Raw genomic sequence first — 14,846 nt, 5'->3', positions numbered from 1 at the left:
GCACGGTCGGGGTGAGGATCAGGGTTCGTTCAGGGGGAACCCCGATGGCCTCCCGGCGGTGGACGGGTCAGACTCGAAGCATGAACGAAACGACTCCCCCGGACGACTCCTCGCAGGGCTCGGATGCGGGCGCGGGGACCCCTCCCGGCCCCGCGCCCGGCCCGCCCCCGATCCTCGACCGCTTCTTCGCCTGGCTGCGCGGCCTGGGCATCGTGCGCGGCGAGGACCGCTGGTTCACGGGCGTCGCGGGCGGGATCGCGGCGAAGGCCGGCATAGACCCGCTCATCGTGCGCGGCGTCTTCGTCGTGCTGGCGCTCGTCACGGGTGTGGGCGTGCTGCTCTATCTCGCCGGCTGGGTGCTGCTGCCCGATCGGAGCGGTCGCATCCACGCGGAGGAGCTGTTCCGGGGGCGAGGCTCCACCGGGATGACCATCACGGTGATCGTCATCGCGGCGATCCTGGTCATCCCGGTGATCGTCAATCTGCTCGCCGCGACCCTCGGCGGACCGTGGAACTGGGGTCTCTGGGACGGCTGGGGGGCCGGAGGCGTCGGTCTGCCCGGCTGGATCGGCGTCGTCCTGACGGTGCTCTGGTGGGTGACGATCTCGGGCCTCATCATCTGGTTCATCGTCTGGGTGGTGAGCCGCGGCGGGGCGACCCGCTCCTCCGCAGCCGATCGGGCGGCGGCTTCCCCCGACGGGGCGCACGGCTCGGCGGCGCGCCCGAACGGCTACGGGGCTCCGCCTGCCGGCGCCGGAGAGTCGGCCTGGGCGGCACCGGCAGGACGCGGGGCCGAGGAATGGGGCGCAGATGCCGGGATGCGCACCGGCGAGCAGGGCACGGCTGAATGGGGCCGCCAGTGGGAGGAGCGGGCCGAGGAATGGGGGCAGCAGGCCGAGGAGTGGGGGCAGCGGGCCGAAGAGCACCACGAGCGCACCGCGCTCGGCTCCGCGCACCTGGTCATCACGCTCGCGCTCGCGCTGCTCGCCGCGGGGAGCGCCGCGCTCTGGGCGTTCTCGCTGCCGACCGACGGCGGCACGGTGATGACCGCCGGCCTGCTGGCCGCCGTAGCGGTGCTCGCGGTCTCGCTGATCGTCGCGGGCGTTCGCGGACGCCGGACCGGCTGGCTGGGCTTCCTCTCCTTCGCCGGGGTGATCGCTCTGATCTTCGCGCCGTTCACCGTCTTCCTGCCCGAGGACACGCGGTTCGTACCGTTCGGCAATATCTCCATCCCCGCCTCCGCGGACGGATCGGACAGCGCCACGGCGTTGATCGCGGGCAACGCGACCGTCGACCTCGCCGATCTCGACGGCACGGCCGAGGCGCGCGAGGTCGACGTCTGGGTGCTCGCCGGCAACGTCACGGTGAGACTGCCCGCCTCCCATCCGGTGCGCGTGCAGGTGAACCTGCTCGCCGGCAACATCACCGATCGGCGGGACGATCCGGAGGAGCCGAGGCAGCGCGGCATCTTCCTGTCGAACAGCTTCGCCTCCGGCGCGGAGAACCCGGAGAACGCGGAGGTCACGCAGGTGCGCATCCGTCTGCTGGGCGGCAACGTCCGTCTGGACGGCGGCGGCGGCTCGGACGTCGAGAGCGAGCGCAGCGCCGAGATCGAGCGGATGCGCCAGGAACTCGAGGAGGAGCGCACCGTCGAACAGGAAGATCGCGAGGAGCGGATCCGTGAGTACGAGGAGCGCCTCGACGAGTTGGAGCAAGAGCTGGAGAGACTGCAATGAGCAACGAAGAACGTCCGAGCACCGACGACCGTACAGATCCGGATACCGTTCCGACCGCTGAGGCGGAGGAACTCGCGCAGGCCCCGGAGACCACCCCGCTCGGGGCATCCGCCGCGCCGGGACCGGATGCCGCGACACTGCCCGAGCCCCCCGAGCCGCCCGCTCCCCCGGCCGCGGAGCCGAACGGCGCACCCTCGCGCCGGGAGGCCGCGGAGGTCGCCCCTCACGAGGGTCGCCGTACCAGAACCGGGCCCATCGTCTGGGGAGCCATCATCCTGGCGTTCTGCGCCTATGTCGCCGCGCAGACGCTCGCGCCCGGCAGCGTCGACCCGGTCGCGTTCGTCATCGCGTGCGCGCTCGGGCTCGGCGCCCTGCTGCTGCTCGTCGGCATCGCGGTGCTCGTGCGCAACCGCCGCTGAGGCGCCGCGGCGCCGCGGACGCTCACTCCGAGACGAGGATCCATCGCAGCGGCACGTTGATCGCCACTCTCGTGCCGCCGCGCGCGTCGGGGCCCCAGGTGATCGAGCCGCCGAGCTCGCCCTCGACGAGGGTGCGCACGATCTGCGTGCCGAGACCGTCGCCCACCGTGCCGCCGGGGAGACCCGTTCCGGTGTCGATGACCTCGACGGCCAGGCGCTCCTCGCTGCGATCTGCGGTGATGAACACCTCTCCCTCGCGACCGGCCAGGCCGTGCTCCACCGCGTTCGTCACGATCTCGGTGAGCGCGAGCGCGAGCGGCGTCGCGTACTCGCTCGGCAGCTCTCCGAAGCGCCCCTCCCTGCGGGGGTGCACCGTCGTGCCGTGCAGGCTGGCGACCTCGGCTGCGAGACCCAGAACCCGGTCGAACACCAGATCGAAGTCGACGATCTGCGACAGCCCGGTCGAGAGCGTGTCGTGCACCACCGCGATGGCCGCGACGCGGCGCATGGCCTGACCGAGCACCTGCTTGGCCTCTTCGCTGCGCGCCCGACGGGCCTGCACGCGCAGGAGCGAGGCCACCGTCTGCAGGTTGTTCTTCACGCGGTGGTGGATCTCGCGGATCGTCGCGTCCTTGGTGATGAGCTCCTGCGCCTGCTGTCGCAGCTCGGTGACATCGCGGGTGAGCACGATCCCGCCGATCCTGAGCCCCTCCCGGATGACCGGGATGGAGCGCAGTGCGACGGTCCGCCGGTTCACCTCGATGTCGGCTCGCCGCGCGACCTTGCCCTGCGCGATGAGCGGCAGGGACTCGTTGGTGTCGAACTGCCCCTTCACGAGCTCGCCGACCACATCGGGAAAGCTGTCGCCCTCGAGCTCGTCCCGGTAGCCCAGCATCGTGAACGTCGTCTGGGTGTTCGGGCTGGCGAAGGTGGCGATGCCCTCGGGGTCGACCCGGACGAGCCCGTCCGCCGCGCGCGGCGCGCCGCGTTCGCGCCCGCGCATGCTGCCGGGCGAGGGGAACTGGCCCTCCTTGATCATGCCGAAGAGGTCCGCCGCGACCTCCCGGAAGGCCGCGCCCATCCGCGAGGCTCCCTGCGTGTCTGCGGCGCTGGTGTGCACGGTCAGCACCGCGAAGGGCGCCGTCTGCTTGCCGCCGAAGATCACCCCGGTATCGGTGTTCCTCGAGGTGTCCCCTCCTCCGCCGTCCTCGCGTCGGCTCACCGCGAACGCGGTGAGCCGCATCGCGGCCTCCTCGTACCAGGCCGGGGCCTTCGAATCGACCGGGCCTCCCGTCAGCATCGCCTCGTCGACCACGTCGCGCCAGTCCGGGCGCAGGAAGTCGCCGATCACGTCGCGGTAGAACAGGGTCACGGCGCCGGCCGGACGGCTGTGGGCGACGGCGATGTAGGTGCCGTCGGTGGTCGGCGCCCAGAGGACCACGTCGCCGAGCGCGAGATCGGCGAGCAGGGGCCAGTCGAGTGTGAGCAACTCGAGCCAGCTCAACTCGTCCTCGCTCAGCTTGGAGTACCGGGTCGCGAGATTGCGCAAAGTAGACACCGCTTCAGCCTAGTGCTCCTGAACGCCCGCTCCGGGTGCGTTCGATGCTCCGCCCGGTATCGCGCACGGTGCCCCGCACAAGGGGTTCCGGGCCCGCGCGTTCTCGCACAGGGTGCGCAAGGTTCTTGACAGCCATCAATCGCGCCCGCCTATCGTGAGAATCCACACACAACGGTCGAGCATCAACGGTGATGTCGTATGGGGGAAAGCTGAACAGGGGTACAGCTCGCCGCGACGCTCGGAATCACCGAGAGGAGTTCGATATGTCCATCGCAGCGGCCAGACAGCCCGCGGGGCTCAGCCCCCGTGACACCGGTCGGGATGCGCGAACGCCCACGCTGATAGCGGTTCCCCCGCTGCCGGCGCCGAGCGACTGCAACGACGGCAGCATCCCCGACCCCAGCCCGGGCTTCATCCGGGCTCTCGCCGTGCACGCGTTCGAAGTGCTGGAGGGCAGCCGCACCATCGCTCAGCTCGGCTCGCTCATCTCGGTCGGGCTGGCCCGCGAGCTGACCCGCCTGCGCGCGGTGCGGCTCGAGCGGCAGCGCGTCTATCGGGACGAACGCCGCGAGGTGCCCCGCGCCTCGAGCGTGCGATGCGACCGCCCGCGGGAGGAGGTCGTGGAGGCCGCGGTCGTGCTGCGCACGGGGAAGCGGGCCCACGCCGTGGCGCTGCGGCTCGAGTGGGTGCACCGGCACTGGCGCGCGAGCGACATCACGGTGCTCTGAGGCGGGGAGGCGTCCGAGTCGCCGGCCCGTCAGCGCTCCGCACGACGGCGCGCCACCTCGTACAGCGCGATCCCGCCCGCGATGCCGGCGTTCAACGACTCGGCGGCCGAGGATATCGGGATCGAGGCGATCGCATCGCAGGTCTCGGAGACCAGGCGCGACAGCCCCTTTCCCTCACTGCCGACGACGAGGACGAGCGGACGGTCCGCCAGATCCAGGCCGGGCAGCGAGACCTCTCCGTCGCCGTCGAGTCCGACGACGAAGAGTCCTCGCTCCTTCAGCGCCTTGATCGTCTGGGTCAGGTTCGAGGCCATGGCGACCGGGGTGCGGGCCGCCGCCCCGGCGGACGTCTTCCAGGCCGCCGAGTTGACGCCGACGGAACGGCGCTGGGGGACGATCACCCCGTGCCCGCCGAAGGCGGCCGTCGAGCGGATGATCGCCCCGAGATTCCGCGGATCGGTCACACCGTCGAGTGCGATGAACAGCGGGGTGCCGCCCCGCCGCTCGACCTCGTCGAGCAGTTCGATCGGGTGGGCGTACTCGTAGGGCGGGACCTTGAGCAGCACACCCTGATGAACCGTGTCGCGCGCCGTCATGCGGTCGAGCTCCGGACGCATCACCTCGAGCACGGGAACCCCCCGCCCGGTGGCGATCCCGAGGATCTCGCGCATCCGGTCGTCGATCTCGATCTTGGCGGCGATGTAGAGCGCGGTCGCGGGGATGCGCGTGCGCAGCGCCTCGAGCACGGCGTTCCTGCCGGTGACGAACTCGGCGTCATCGCTCTTCTTGCGGGCCCCCCGCCCGCCGGCGCCTCCGCCCCGGGCGGGTTCGGTGCGCCCGTGCCGACTGCGCGCCGCCTCGAGCCGCTCCCGCGCCGCCTTCGCCTTGCCCGCGGGGTGGTAGGGGCGGTCCTCGGCCTTCGGCGTCGGACCGCGCCCTTCAAGGGCCTGGCGCCCCTGCCCTCCCGAACCGACGGCTTTTCCGCGGCTCTTCTTGCGCACCGCGCCGGGGCGGGGCTTCTTGCTGCTCATGCGATACTCCATCGGGTCTCGTCCGGGCCGTCCTCGATGAGGACGCCGGAGGCCTGCAAACGGTTGCGGATCGCGTCGCCCGTCGCGAAGTCCCTGGCTGCACGGGCCTCGCGCCGCTCCCGGAGGAGACCGGTCACCAGCGCATCGAGCGCCGCGGCCTCCGCCCCGGATTCGGCGCCGCGCCCCCAGGCGGGGTCGCGCGGGTCGAGTCCGAGGACGCGCAGCATCTGGACCACCTGGCTCAGGAGATCCGCCAGCCGCCCGGGATCCCCGCCCTCCGCATCCGCGAGCGCGGAGTTGCCCTCGCGGACGGTGGTATGCAGGACGGCGAGCGCCTGGGGGACCGCGAAGTCGTCGAGCATGGCCTCGACGAACGCCTCCGGGAGATCCTCGAGCCGCGCGGGCGCGGCGTCCTCGTCGGAGGAAGCGCCGATCATCTCGCTCGCGCGCGCGACGAACCCCTCGATCCGCGCGAACGCCGTCTCGGCCTCGGCGAGCGAGTCGGGGCTGAACTCGAGCACGGAGCGATAGTGCGCGGAGCCGAGGAAGTAGCGCAGGACGATCGGCCTGGCCTCGGCGAGCAGATCGGCCGCGAACAGCGAGTTGCCGAGCGACTTCGACATCTTCTGACCGCCGGTGTTCACCAGTCCGTTATGGATCCAGAGCCGCGCGAAGGGCTGCCCGGCCGCGCTCGACTGCGCGAGCTCGTTCTCGTGATGGGGGAAGCGGAGGTCGATGCCCCCGCCGTGGATGTCGAACTCCTCGCCCAGGTAGCGGGTCGCCATCGCCGAGCACTCGATGTGCCAGCCCGGCCGGCCTCTCCCCCACGGGGCGTCCCAGGACGCGCTATCGGGCTCCTGCGCGCGATGCGCCTTCCAGAGCGCGAAATCGCGAGGATCCCGTTTGCCGGCTCCGGTCGCCGGGTCGGAGTCGGCCGCGGCCTCCATCTGCTCCCGGCGCTGCCGGGTGAGCGCGCCGTACGCCGGCCAGCTCGCGGTGTCGAAGTAGACGCTCGCGGATCCGTCCGCGGCCAGGTAGGCGTGCCCGCGCTCGATCAGCCGCTCGATCAACGAGATCATGCCGTCGATGTTGGCCGTCGCCCGGGGCTCATAGCTCGGCGGGAGGACCCCGATCGCCTCGTACGCGGCCGTGAAGTCCCGCTCGACGCGATAGGCGAGCGCCCACCATTCCTCGTCGCCGCCGGCCTCCTGGGCGATCCGCGCGTTGTCGAGGATCTTGTCGTCGATATCCGTGACGTTGCGGATCAACGTCACGCGGTGCCCGGTGACGGTCAGCCAGCGTCGGATCTGGTCGTACACCAGCGCGCTGCGCAGGTGTCCGATATGGGGCGCGGACTGGACGGTCGGACCGCAGACGTACATGCCGACCTCGCCGGACCGCCTGGGCTCGAACACGACCGCCTCCTGGCGTCGCGAGTCGTAGATCCGTTGCTTCACGCGGCCAAGCCTACCGGCCCCGACGGCGCCCTCCCCGCAGGCTACTGGACGTCGCCGCTGAGCAGGTAGTTGATCTGCTTGGTGATGTGCACCGCGTGATCGCCGAACCGCTCGTGATAGCGGCTCGCCAGCGTCGCGTCGACCACACCGGTGGTGTCGGCGTTGATCTTCTCGCTCAGCACCTTCTCGAAGACCTTGACGTGCAGCTCGTCGAGCGCGTCGTCGAGATCGCGGATCTCCTCGATCAGCTGAGGATCCTGCTCGCGCAGCAGCGCCACCAGCTTCGACGCCATCTTGATGTCGATATCGCCCATCTTGGAGAAGGTCTTGCGGAGGCCCTGCGGGATCGCGCTCTCGGGGTAGCGGTAGCGGGCGAGCTGGGCGATGTGCTCGGCCAGATCCGACATCCGCTCGAGCGAGGAGCTGATGCGCAGCGCGCTGACGGTCAGGCGCAGATCGCTGGCCACCGGCTGCTGCCGGGCCAGAATATCGATCGTGAGCTCATCAAGTCCGCTGGCGAGCTCGTCCACCTCAGCCGAACCGTCGATCACCTGCTCGGCGAGCGCGACGTCGCTGGAACCGAATGCCGTCACGGCCTTCTGAATCGTGGACTCTACGCGTTCGGCGATCTGAACCAACCGATCCTGGACCTCGCGCAGCTCCTGCTGAAACACTTCGCGCATGAAGGAGAACTCCAATTTTCTTCTGGTTATCGGATGTGCAGATCAGGGCGTCGGAGAACTCGACCGCCGTGGCGCTCGCGGTGCGAGCAGCACGACAGGCAACGGTCGCATTTTCCGCAGCCTCTCCAGTGTCGCCCAGATCCGTAAACGATACTAGGCGCAAAGGTGAACAGCAGTTGAACTCTGAGTGCGCGCTGACCGGCCACCCTACGATAGAGATCATGACCCAGACCGCACTCGTTCTCAGCTCCGTGGGCCTGGGAGTCATCGCCGGCGTTCTCGGCGCTTGGGCGGTCTTCGCCGCCCGGGCCGCCGGCAGGAGGAGGACCGAGGCGCTGCACCCGGAACTCCCCGAGGTCGCCGTCGAGCTGATGAACGAGCTCGACGGCTTCGCGGTGATCCTGGACGCCGCGCTCACACCGGTCTACGCGAATCCGGCCGCCCGGGAGAACCCTCGCATCTCGGGCGAGGAACTGCGCGACGAAGAGTTCCTCACCCGCGCCAGACGCGTGCTCTCCACCGGCTTCCCGGACACCCGCATGCCCGACCCGGAGACCCCCGAGCGGACCGTCCGGGTGCGGATCGTCCGCCTCCAGAAGAAGTTCCTCGCGGTCTTCGCCGACGACCTCGGAGAAGAACAACGGGTGAACGCTATGCGACGGGATTTCATCGCGAACGTCAGCCATGAGCTGAAGACCCCGATCGCCGCCATCGGCCTGCTCAGCGAAGCCGTGCTCGAGGCCGCGGGCGAACCGGAGATCGTCAGCGGCTTCGCGAAGAAGCTGAAGAAGGAGTCCCGGCGGCTGGGCGAACTGTCCCGGGACATCATCCAGCTGTCCGAGGCGCAATCCACGCTGCAGCCGGAGAGCCGCGAGCCCATCCACCTGCGAGCCGTGCTGCGCACCGAGGTCGAGGCCCACCGGGACTTCGCCTCCCAGAACGGCGTCGAGCTCGTCCTCACCGAGTCCAGGGACGAGGACGATGCCAAGGCGATGACGCTGGGACGCCCCGCGCTCATCGGAACGGTCATCGCCAACCTGCTGAGCAACGCGATCCGGCACTCCTCGGAGGGGGGCCGCGTCGGCATCGGCATCGAGGTGGCCCAGCGCAACTGCATGATCACCGTCTCGGACCAGGGAGAGGGCATCGCACCGGAGCATCTGCCCCGCATCTTCGAGCGGTTCTACCGGGTCGACCCCTCGCGCAGCCGCGACATCGGCGGCACGGGGCTCGGTCTCTCGATCGCGCGGCACACGATGTGGGCGCACGGCGGCGACATCGACGTATGGTCCCAGCCGGGGGTAGGATCCACCTTCACACTCACGTTCCCCCTCTACGAGGAGCGGAGCGGCGTCAAAGACGCCAAACCGAAGAAGCGCTTGAAGAAGCGCAGCAGCGCACCAACCAGATGAAAGCCGGTGAAAGCACACGATGAGTCAAAGCATCCTGCTGGTCGAGGATGAGGCGTCGATCTCCGAGCCCCTCGCGTTCCTGCTCGAACGAGAGGGATACCGGGTGACCGTCGTCGCCGACGGTCACGAAGCGGTCCGCGCGTTCCCGGAATCGCGCGCCGACCTGGTGCTGCTCGACCTCATGCTTCCCAGCCTGCCCGGCACCGAGGTGTGCCGGACCATCCGCGCGCAGTCCCAGGTGCCGATCATCATGCTCACCGCGAAGGACAGCGAGATCGACATCGTGGTCGGACTCGAACTGGGCGCGGACGACTACGTGACCAAGCCCTACTCGACGCGGGAGCTGCTCGCCCGCGTGCGCGCCGCGCTCCGCCGCGGCGAGTCGCAGAACGAGCACGACGACGAATGGGAGGACGACGGCGTCCTCGAGAACAAGGGCGTCGTCCTCGACACCGAGCGCCACACGCTGACGGTGCGCGGGAAGAGCGTGACCATTCCGCTGCGCGAGTTCGAGCTCCTCGAATACCTCATGCGCCACTCCGGACGCGTGCTCACCCGCGGGCAGCTGATCGACCGCGTCTGGGGCAGCGACTACTTCGGAGACACCAAGACCCTCGACGTGCACATCAAGCGGATCCGCACGCGCATCGAGGAGGACACCAAGAAGCCCAAGCTGGTGACGACGGTGCGAGGCGTCGGCTATCGCTTCGGGTAGCGCAGGGACGACCGCAACCGCGAACCGCCAGGACCTCGCCCGAGACGGACGAGGCGCGACCTGAGAACGCCTCCGGCGTTCTCTTCACGGCCGCGGGCGTCGGCTATCGCTTCGGGTAGCGCAGGGACGGGCTACTCGGCCGGGGTCTCCTCGGCGGGCTCCTCGTCGGCGTCGTCGACGACGACCTCCGGCTCCTCCGGGGCGTCCGGCAGCACGTAGGGCTGGTACTCGGCGAGCGTGCCGTCGAGAACCGGGACCTGGAGCTCCACGTCGGGGGTCCCGGCGATCTGCAGGTAGGCGGTCACGGTGTCGCCCGCGGAGATGCCGGGTATGGCGACGAGCGACGTCAGGAGGGCGTCGCCCTCGGGATCTCCGAACCGAACCGTGCCGGGGTCCACCGGGAAGTCCGCCGACGCCTCGACCGCGGCCTCGTCGGCCCCGACGAAGCTGATGCGCAACTGCACCGGCGCCGACGTCGCGTTCACCGCGGTGAAGACCACGTTGAAGCTCTCGCCGCTCTCGCTCGCCACGAGCAGCAGGTTGCGGACGGCGATATCGCCGACATTCGCCTCGACCCCGTCGCTCGGCGCGTAGCTGTAGGTCGTCGCCTGCGGCGCGATCAGGCCGCAACCGGTCGCGCCGAACGCGATACCCGCAGCGAGAGCGATTGACGAGGCGATCCGAGTCTTCAAGGCAGTGTCCTCCGGGCGATCACGGGCACAGCGAAGAGCGCTGTTCTGGACCATACTATGCGGAGCGGCGCCGTCGGTGCAGCTAAGGCTGCCCTTACCGCGCAGGAACAGGTGTGGTATTCTAGTACGTGGTCTGGAAAAAGCAACACAAGGAGCCACTCGATGCAGTTTGAGGTCGGAGAGACCGTCGTCTACCCCCACCACGGTGCGGCCAAGATCGTCGAGGTGAAGAAGCGCAAGCTCGGTGGCGAGGAGAAGCTCTTCCTGAAGCTCCAAGTGAACCAGGGCGACCTCATGATCGAGGTGCCGGCCGAGAACTGCGACCTCGTCGGCGTGCGCGACGTGATCGACCAGGAGGGCCTCGAGCGCGTCTTCGAGGTGCTGCGGGCGCCGTTCACCGAAGAGCCGACCAACTGGTCCCGCCGCTACAAGGCCAACCTCGAGAAGCTCGCCTCGGGCGACGTCATCAAGGTGAGCGAGGTGGTGCGCGACCTGTGGCGTCGCGATCAGGAGGTCCGCTCCCTCTCCGCGGGCGAGAAGCGCATGCTGGCGAAGGCCAGGCAGATCCTCGTCTCGGAGCTCGCGCTCGCGGAGAAGACGGACGAGGACAAGGCCTCCGAGATCCTCGACGAGGTGCTCGCCTCCTAGGGCGCGGCTCGCCGGCCTCAGCGATGCGCCGCCCCGGCGGTACGCTGGGGTCATGAGCGTCGACTCCACTCCTCACCATGTCGCCGAGCTGGGCGTGATCATCGTGGCGGCCGGCCGCGGAGAGCGACTCGGCGCCGGACGCCCGAAGGCCTTCGTCGAACTGGGCGAACGCACGCTGCTCGAGTACGGCATCCGCACGGTCACGGGCCTGCCGGGTCCCGGACAGCTGGTGCTGGTGGTGCCGGACGGGTGCGCTGCGGAGACCCTCGAGATCGTCGAAACGGTGGTCCCGGGCGGGTCGTCCTGGCAGGTGGCGGTGGCTCCGGGCGGGCGGGAGCGTCACGAGTCCGTGCGCAGCGGGCTCGACGCGCTGCACGACTCGATCCGAACGGTGCTGGTGCACGACGCCGCCAGGCCGCTCACCCCGTCGGCGGTGTTCGAGCGCGTGATCGCCGAGGTTCGGCGCACCGGAGACGGCGTCGTCCCGGCGATGCCCGTCGCCGACACGCTGAAGCGGATCGACGGGACGGGTCTGGTCCGGGCCACCGAGGACCGCTCGGCGCTCGCCGCGGTGCAGACGCCCCAGGGCTTCCTCCGCGAGCGCCTGGCCGCGGCGCACGCCACCGCGCAGGCCCGCGCTGCGGCGGATCCGGCGGCGCAGAGCGCCCCCACCGACGACGCCGAGGTGGTGCAGCGCTTCGGTGGCGTCGTGCGCACGGTCGCCGGCGACCCGCGGGCGCACAAGGTGACCGGCCCGGTCGATCTGCTGCTGCTCGGCGGACTGCTCGGCGAATCGTCCCACGACGAGAGGATCGCGCGGTGAGCACCGGCCTGCGCGTCGGCACCGGCGTCGACGCGCACCCCTACGATGCGGAACGGACGCTCGTGCTGGCCGGGATCGACTGGCCGGGCGAGCCGGGCCTCTCCGGGCACAGCGACGGCGACATCGTCTGCCACGCCGTCGTCGATGCCCTGCTCTCCGCCGCGGGGCTGGGCAGCATCGGCGAGCTGGTCGGGGTGGACCTGCCGGAGACCGCGGACGCGCCCAGCACGGGGTTCGTGACCGCGGCGCTCGCGGCGCTCTCCTCCCGCGGTTGGCGCCCGGTGAACGTCTCGGTCCAGGTGGTGGGCGAGCGCCCCCGCCTGGCGCCGCGCCGCGCCGCGGCCGAAGCGCGGATGAGCGAGCTGCTCGGCGCACCGGTGAGCATCGGCGCGACGACGAGCGATGGTCTCGGCTTCACCGGCCGCGGCGAGGGGATCGCCGCGATCGCGACGGCGCTGATCGAGCAGCGCTGAGCCCCCCGGTCATCCCCGCCTTCCCGCCCCTCGAGAACGGGACGGCGCGACGCACGGCAGGCCCCCGGGGCGCTCGGAGGGCGGCTCAGCGACCCTGCGCGGCGACGGCGGCGGCTCCGGCGGCCGCCGCCTCGGGATCGAGATAGCGGCCGGGTCCGCTCGGCGCGCCGCGATCGTCGATCTCGTAGACCAGCGGCATGCCGGTGGGGATGTTCAGCGCCGCGATCTCGGCGTCTCCGATGCCGTCGAGATGCTTCACGAGCGCGCGCAGCGAGTTGCCGTGCGCCGTGACCAGCACCGTCTTCCCCTCGCTCAGATCGGGGAGGATCGCCCCCTCCCAGTAGGGAAGCAGCCGAGCGATCACGTCCTTCAAGCACTCGGTGCGGGGCTGCTCGCCGTCGATCCCCGCATACCGGGGGTCGTTCGCCTGCGACCACTCGCTCGCGTCGTCGAGCACGGGCGGCGGCGTGTCGAACGACCGCCGCCATTCCATGAACTGCTGCTCGCCGTACTGCTGCAGCGTCTCGGCCTTGTCGAGCCCCTGCAGTGCGCCGTAGTGGCGCTCGTTCAGCCGCCAGCTGCGGCGCACCGGGATCCACAGCCGATCCGCGCTGTCGAGCGCGAGGTTCGCGGTCTGGATCGCCCGGCTCAGGACGGAGGTGTGCAGCACGTCCGGCAGCACTCCGGCCTCCCGCAGCAGGCGCCCGGCCCGCTCCGCCTCGCCGCGGCCCCGCTCCGTGAGCCGCACGTCGACCCAGCCGGTGAACAGGTTCTTCTCGTTCCACTCGCTCTGCCCGTGGCGGAGGAGGATCAGCGTGCTCGTCATGCCCCCAGTCTATTGCGGAACCCCGCGCGCCATCACTCGCGATCCGGCGCAGCGCCCGACCGGAACGCCATGACCCGTCCGCGATGCGCCGCTCCCGCGTCGCCCGCCACGATGGGCTCCTGAGCGGCCGCGACGAAGTCGCCGGTCCGAGCGTCTCCGGCGCGCACGGCGAGGTCCGCGTCCTCGGGCACCGATCGCTTCAGCAGCGCCAGCGCGATCCCGCCCCACTCGTGATGCAGCGCCGACCGGGTGATGCGGCCCACCGGCCGCGAGGAACCCGGATCCTCCCCCGCGAGATGGACCAGGGCGCCGGGCTCGGGGAGCTCGCCCCCCGAACCGTCGAGGTGGAGCAGCGCGAGACGCCGCGGCGGATGCCCGAGGTTGTGCACCTTGGCCACCGTCTCCTGCCCCCGATAGCAGCCCTTGTCGAGATGGACCGCGGTGCGCAGCCAGTCGAACTCGTGCGGGATCGCCCGATCATCCACCTCGCCGTGCCGCGTCGGGCGGCCGGCCCGCACCTCGAGCGCGTCGAGCGCGGAGAGTCCCGCCGCGCGGATGCGCCCCGAGCGCACGAGGCCGGCGGCGGCGGCCAGATCCTCTCGCCGGAGCACGACGTGAACCGCCGACCATCCGGCGCCCGGGTGCGTGCCGCGAGCGTACTGCGTGCCGCCGCGGACGACCTCCGCCCAGGGGTCCCGCCACTCGACGCCCCCGCCCGCGAGCTCTCTCAGCGCGGCCTCCGCGGTTCCGCCGGAGAACACGAGCGCCGTCGTCCAGGCGTCGCCCGCGTCGGCGACCTCCACGCGCAGCATGAAGCGCATCCGCTGCAGGAACTCCACGAGCGACGCCGCCGAACCCTCGTCGACGAGCAGCCAGGAGACCTCACCGTCGTCGACCACGCGCACGACCTGCTCGATGCGCCCGTTCGGATCGAGCAGCAGCGCTTCGGCGGATTCCCCCGGCGCGAGCCGCGCGAGATCCTGGCTCAGCATGGAGTCGAGCCAACTCAGCCGATCCGGGCCCGAGACGGTGACGATCCCGCGGTGGGACAGACTGACCACGGCATCGCCGGAGTCGAGGCTCCTCTGCTCGATCAGCGGCGCGCCGAAGTGCTGCGGAACGCCGAGACCCGGCGCCTCGACCGCGCCGGGAAGCGCCAGGAACGGGTCCGTCACATCGTCCTGCTCACCGAGACTCGGCTCGGGACGGCTACCGCTGACCCTTGAAGAGCTTGTAGACGACGGTGCCCGACACCCAGGCGATCGCCAGGGAGGCGAGCCCGAGCAGGCCCAGGAAGAAGATTTCGAGTGCGAGGAGCATGAGTCGATTCTACCCGATGAGCAGGCCGATGACATCGATGATCGCGATGATGACGACCGATCCGGCCACGCTGAAGGACGTGCGCGTGATGAAGCCGACCCGTTGGGCGGTGCCGAGCTGCAAGGCGAAGGTGACGAGGGTGCTGACGCCGATCGCGAGCGCCAGCCACTGGAACCGCGCTTCGCCGCTCACGAGAACGGTGACGAGCGCGCCGAACACGGCGGCGACGGCCCAGGCGCAGATCAGACGACCGACATGCCAGGGATGCCTGTCGGGGATCCCGGCGGCGCTGGAGTCGGTCATTCTCCCATCCTCGCACACCGGT

At 70.6% G+C, this 14,846-nt stretch carries 17 protein-coding genes; 9 read left to right on the top strand and 8 right to left on the bottom strand.

What is annotated here, in order from left to right; genetic code table 11:
- The first annotated feature begins 80 nt into the window (after nucleotides 1-80).
- Both J4H92_RS10050 and J4H92_RS10045 read left to right on the top strand, forming a co-directional pair.
- Nucleotides 81-1,736: a PspC domain-containing protein gene (locus J4H92_RS10050; RefSeq protein WP_208098056.1), complete on the top strand. Its 1,656-nt coding sequence runs from the start codon at nucleotides 81-83 to the stop codon at nucleotides 1,734-1,736.
- A complete protein-coding gene (locus J4H92_RS10045; protein WP_208098055.1) occupies nucleotides 1,733-2,155 on the top strand; it encodes a hypothetical protein in 423 nt (140 codons plus the stop codon). The genes J4H92_RS10050 and J4H92_RS10045 overlap by 4 nt, the downstream gene beginning before the upstream one ends.
- Nucleotides 2,156-2,177: 22 nt before the next feature.
- On the opposite strand, the gene J4H92_RS10040 is transcribed toward J4H92_RS10045, so the two are convergent.
- Nucleotides 2,178-3,713, bottom strand: a complete 1,536-nt coding sequence (locus J4H92_RS10040) for a histidine kinase N-terminal domain-containing protein (protein ID WP_208098054.1) — start codon at nucleotides 3,711-3,713, stop codon at nucleotides 2,178-2,180.
- A 263-nt stretch (nucleotides 3,714-3,976) separates the two neighbouring features.
- Here J4H92_RS10040 and J4H92_RS10035 point away from each other — a divergent pair, with 263 nt between their 5' ends.
- Nucleotides 3,977-4,441, top strand: a complete 465-nt coding sequence (locus tag J4H92_RS10035; RefSeq protein WP_208098053.1) for an Rv3235 family protein — start codon at nucleotides 3,977-3,979, stop codon at nucleotides 4,439-4,441.
- A gap of 29 nt (nucleotides 4,442-4,470) precedes the next feature.
- Here the strand turns inward: J4H92_RS10035 and rlmB are convergent, their stop codons facing one another.
- From rlmB to phoU, 3 genes are read right to left on the bottom strand one after another with little or no spacing between them, the layout of a single operon-like run.
- The gene (gene rlmB, locus J4H92_RS10030) at nucleotides 4,471-5,472 is read right to left on the bottom strand and encodes a 23S rRNA (guanosine(2251)-2'-O)-methyltransferase RlmB (protein ID WP_208098052.1); all 1,002 of its coding nucleotides are present in this window, start codon (nucleotides 5,470-5,472) and stop codon (nucleotides 4,471-4,473) included.
- Nucleotides 5,469-6,929 carry a cysteine--tRNA ligase gene (cysS, locus tag J4H92_RS10025; protein WP_208098051.1) on the bottom strand — a complete coding sequence of 487 codons (1,461 nt, stop codon included), beginning with the start codon at nucleotides 6,927-6,929 and terminating at the stop codon, nucleotides 5,469-5,471. Before cysS ends, rlmB begins: the two co-directional genes overlap by 4 nt.
- A gap of 41 nt (nucleotides 6,930-6,970) precedes the next feature.
- Nucleotides 6,971-7,612, bottom strand: coding sequence for a phosphate signaling complex protein PhoU (gene phoU / locus J4H92_RS10020; RefSeq protein WP_208098050.1), 642 nt, complete (start codon nucleotides 7,610-7,612; stop codon nucleotides 6,971-6,973).
- Here phoU and J4H92_RS10015 point away from each other — a divergent pair.
- From J4H92_RS10015 to J4H92_RS10005, 3 genes are all read left to right on the top strand, one after another.
- A complete protein-coding gene (locus tag J4H92_RS10015; protein ID WP_208098049.1) occupies nucleotides 7,611-7,769 on the top strand; it encodes a hypothetical protein in 159 nt (52 codons plus the stop codon). The two genes, phoU and J4H92_RS10015, sit on opposite strands and share 2 nt — an antisense overlap.
- A 64-nt stretch (nucleotides 7,770-7,833) precedes the next feature.
- Complete coding sequence (locus tag J4H92_RS10010) at nucleotides 7,834-9,024, top strand: sensor histidine kinase (protein WP_208098048.1); 1,191 nt, start codon at nucleotides 7,834-7,836, stop codon at nucleotides 9,022-9,024.
- A 19-nt stretch (nucleotides 9,025-9,043) separates the two neighbouring features.
- Nucleotides 9,044-9,739, top strand: coding sequence for a response regulator transcription factor (locus J4H92_RS10005; protein ID WP_208098047.1), 696 nt, complete (start codon nucleotides 9,044-9,046; stop codon nucleotides 9,737-9,739).
- Between the two features lie 131 nt (nucleotides 9,740-9,870).
- On the opposite strand, the gene J4H92_RS10000 is transcribed toward J4H92_RS10005, so the two are convergent.
- Nucleotides 9,871-10,431, bottom strand: a complete 561-nt coding sequence (locus J4H92_RS10000; protein WP_208098046.1) for a DNA modification methylase — start codon at nucleotides 10,429-10,431, stop codon at nucleotides 9,871-9,873.
- 162 nt (nucleotides 10,432-10,593) lie between these two features.
- Between J4H92_RS10000 and J4H92_RS09995 the strand changes: the two genes are divergently transcribed.
- Genes J4H92_RS09995 through ispF form a run of 3 tightly spaced genes read left to right on the top strand, consistent with a single transcriptional unit; the run spans nucleotide 10,594 to nucleotide 12,375 of the window.
- The gene (locus J4H92_RS09995) at nucleotides 10,594-11,079 is read left to right on the top strand and encodes a CarD family transcriptional regulator (RefSeq protein ID WP_208098045.1); all 486 of its coding nucleotides are present in this window, start codon (nucleotides 10,594-10,596) and stop codon (nucleotides 11,077-11,079) included.
- Between the two features lie 52 nt (nucleotides 11,080-11,131).
- A complete protein-coding gene (gene ispD, locus J4H92_RS15415; protein WP_243752229.1) occupies nucleotides 11,132-11,902 on the top strand; it encodes a 2-C-methyl-D-erythritol 4-phosphate cytidylyltransferase in 771 nt (256 codons plus the stop codon).
- The gene (ispF, locus tag J4H92_RS15410) at nucleotides 11,899-12,375 is read left to right on the top strand and encodes a 2-C-methyl-D-erythritol 2,4-cyclodiphosphate synthase (protein ID WP_341783060.1); all 477 of its coding nucleotides are present in this window, start codon (nucleotides 11,899-11,901) and stop codon (nucleotides 12,373-12,375) included. The genes ispD and ispF overlap by 4 nt, the downstream gene beginning before the upstream one ends.
- Before the next feature lie 85 nt (nucleotides 12,376-12,460).
- Here the strand turns inward: ispF and J4H92_RS09985 are convergent, their stop codons facing one another.
- From J4H92_RS09985 to J4H92_RS09975, 3 genes are all read right to left on the bottom strand, one after another.
- Nucleotides 12,461-13,201, bottom strand: a complete 741-nt coding sequence (locus J4H92_RS09985) for a phosphoglyceromutase (RefSeq protein WP_208098044.1) — start codon at nucleotides 13,199-13,201, stop codon at nucleotides 12,461-12,463.
- Between the two features lie 32 nt (nucleotides 13,202-13,233).
- The gene (ygfZ, locus tag J4H92_RS09980; RefSeq protein WP_208098043.1) at nucleotides 13,234-14,376 is read right to left on the bottom strand and encodes a CAF17-like 4Fe-4S cluster assembly/insertion protein YgfZ; all 1,143 of its coding nucleotides are present in this window, start codon (nucleotides 14,374-14,376) and stop codon (nucleotides 13,234-13,236) included.
- A gap of 154 nt (nucleotides 14,377-14,530) precedes the next feature.
- Entirely contained in the window at nucleotides 14,531-14,824 is a 294-nt protein-coding gene (locus tag J4H92_RS09975) for a hypothetical protein (protein WP_208098042.1), read from the bottom strand.
- Between the last annotated feature and the right edge of the window lie 22 nt (nucleotides 14,825-14,846).

The organism is Leucobacter weissii, from assembly GCF_017565745.1.
GTDB classification, from domain to species: domain Bacteria; phylum Actinomycetota; class Actinomycetes; order Actinomycetales; family Microbacteriaceae; genus Leucobacter; species Leucobacter weissii.
This window is presented reverse-complemented; position numbering and strand designations above follow the sequence as displayed.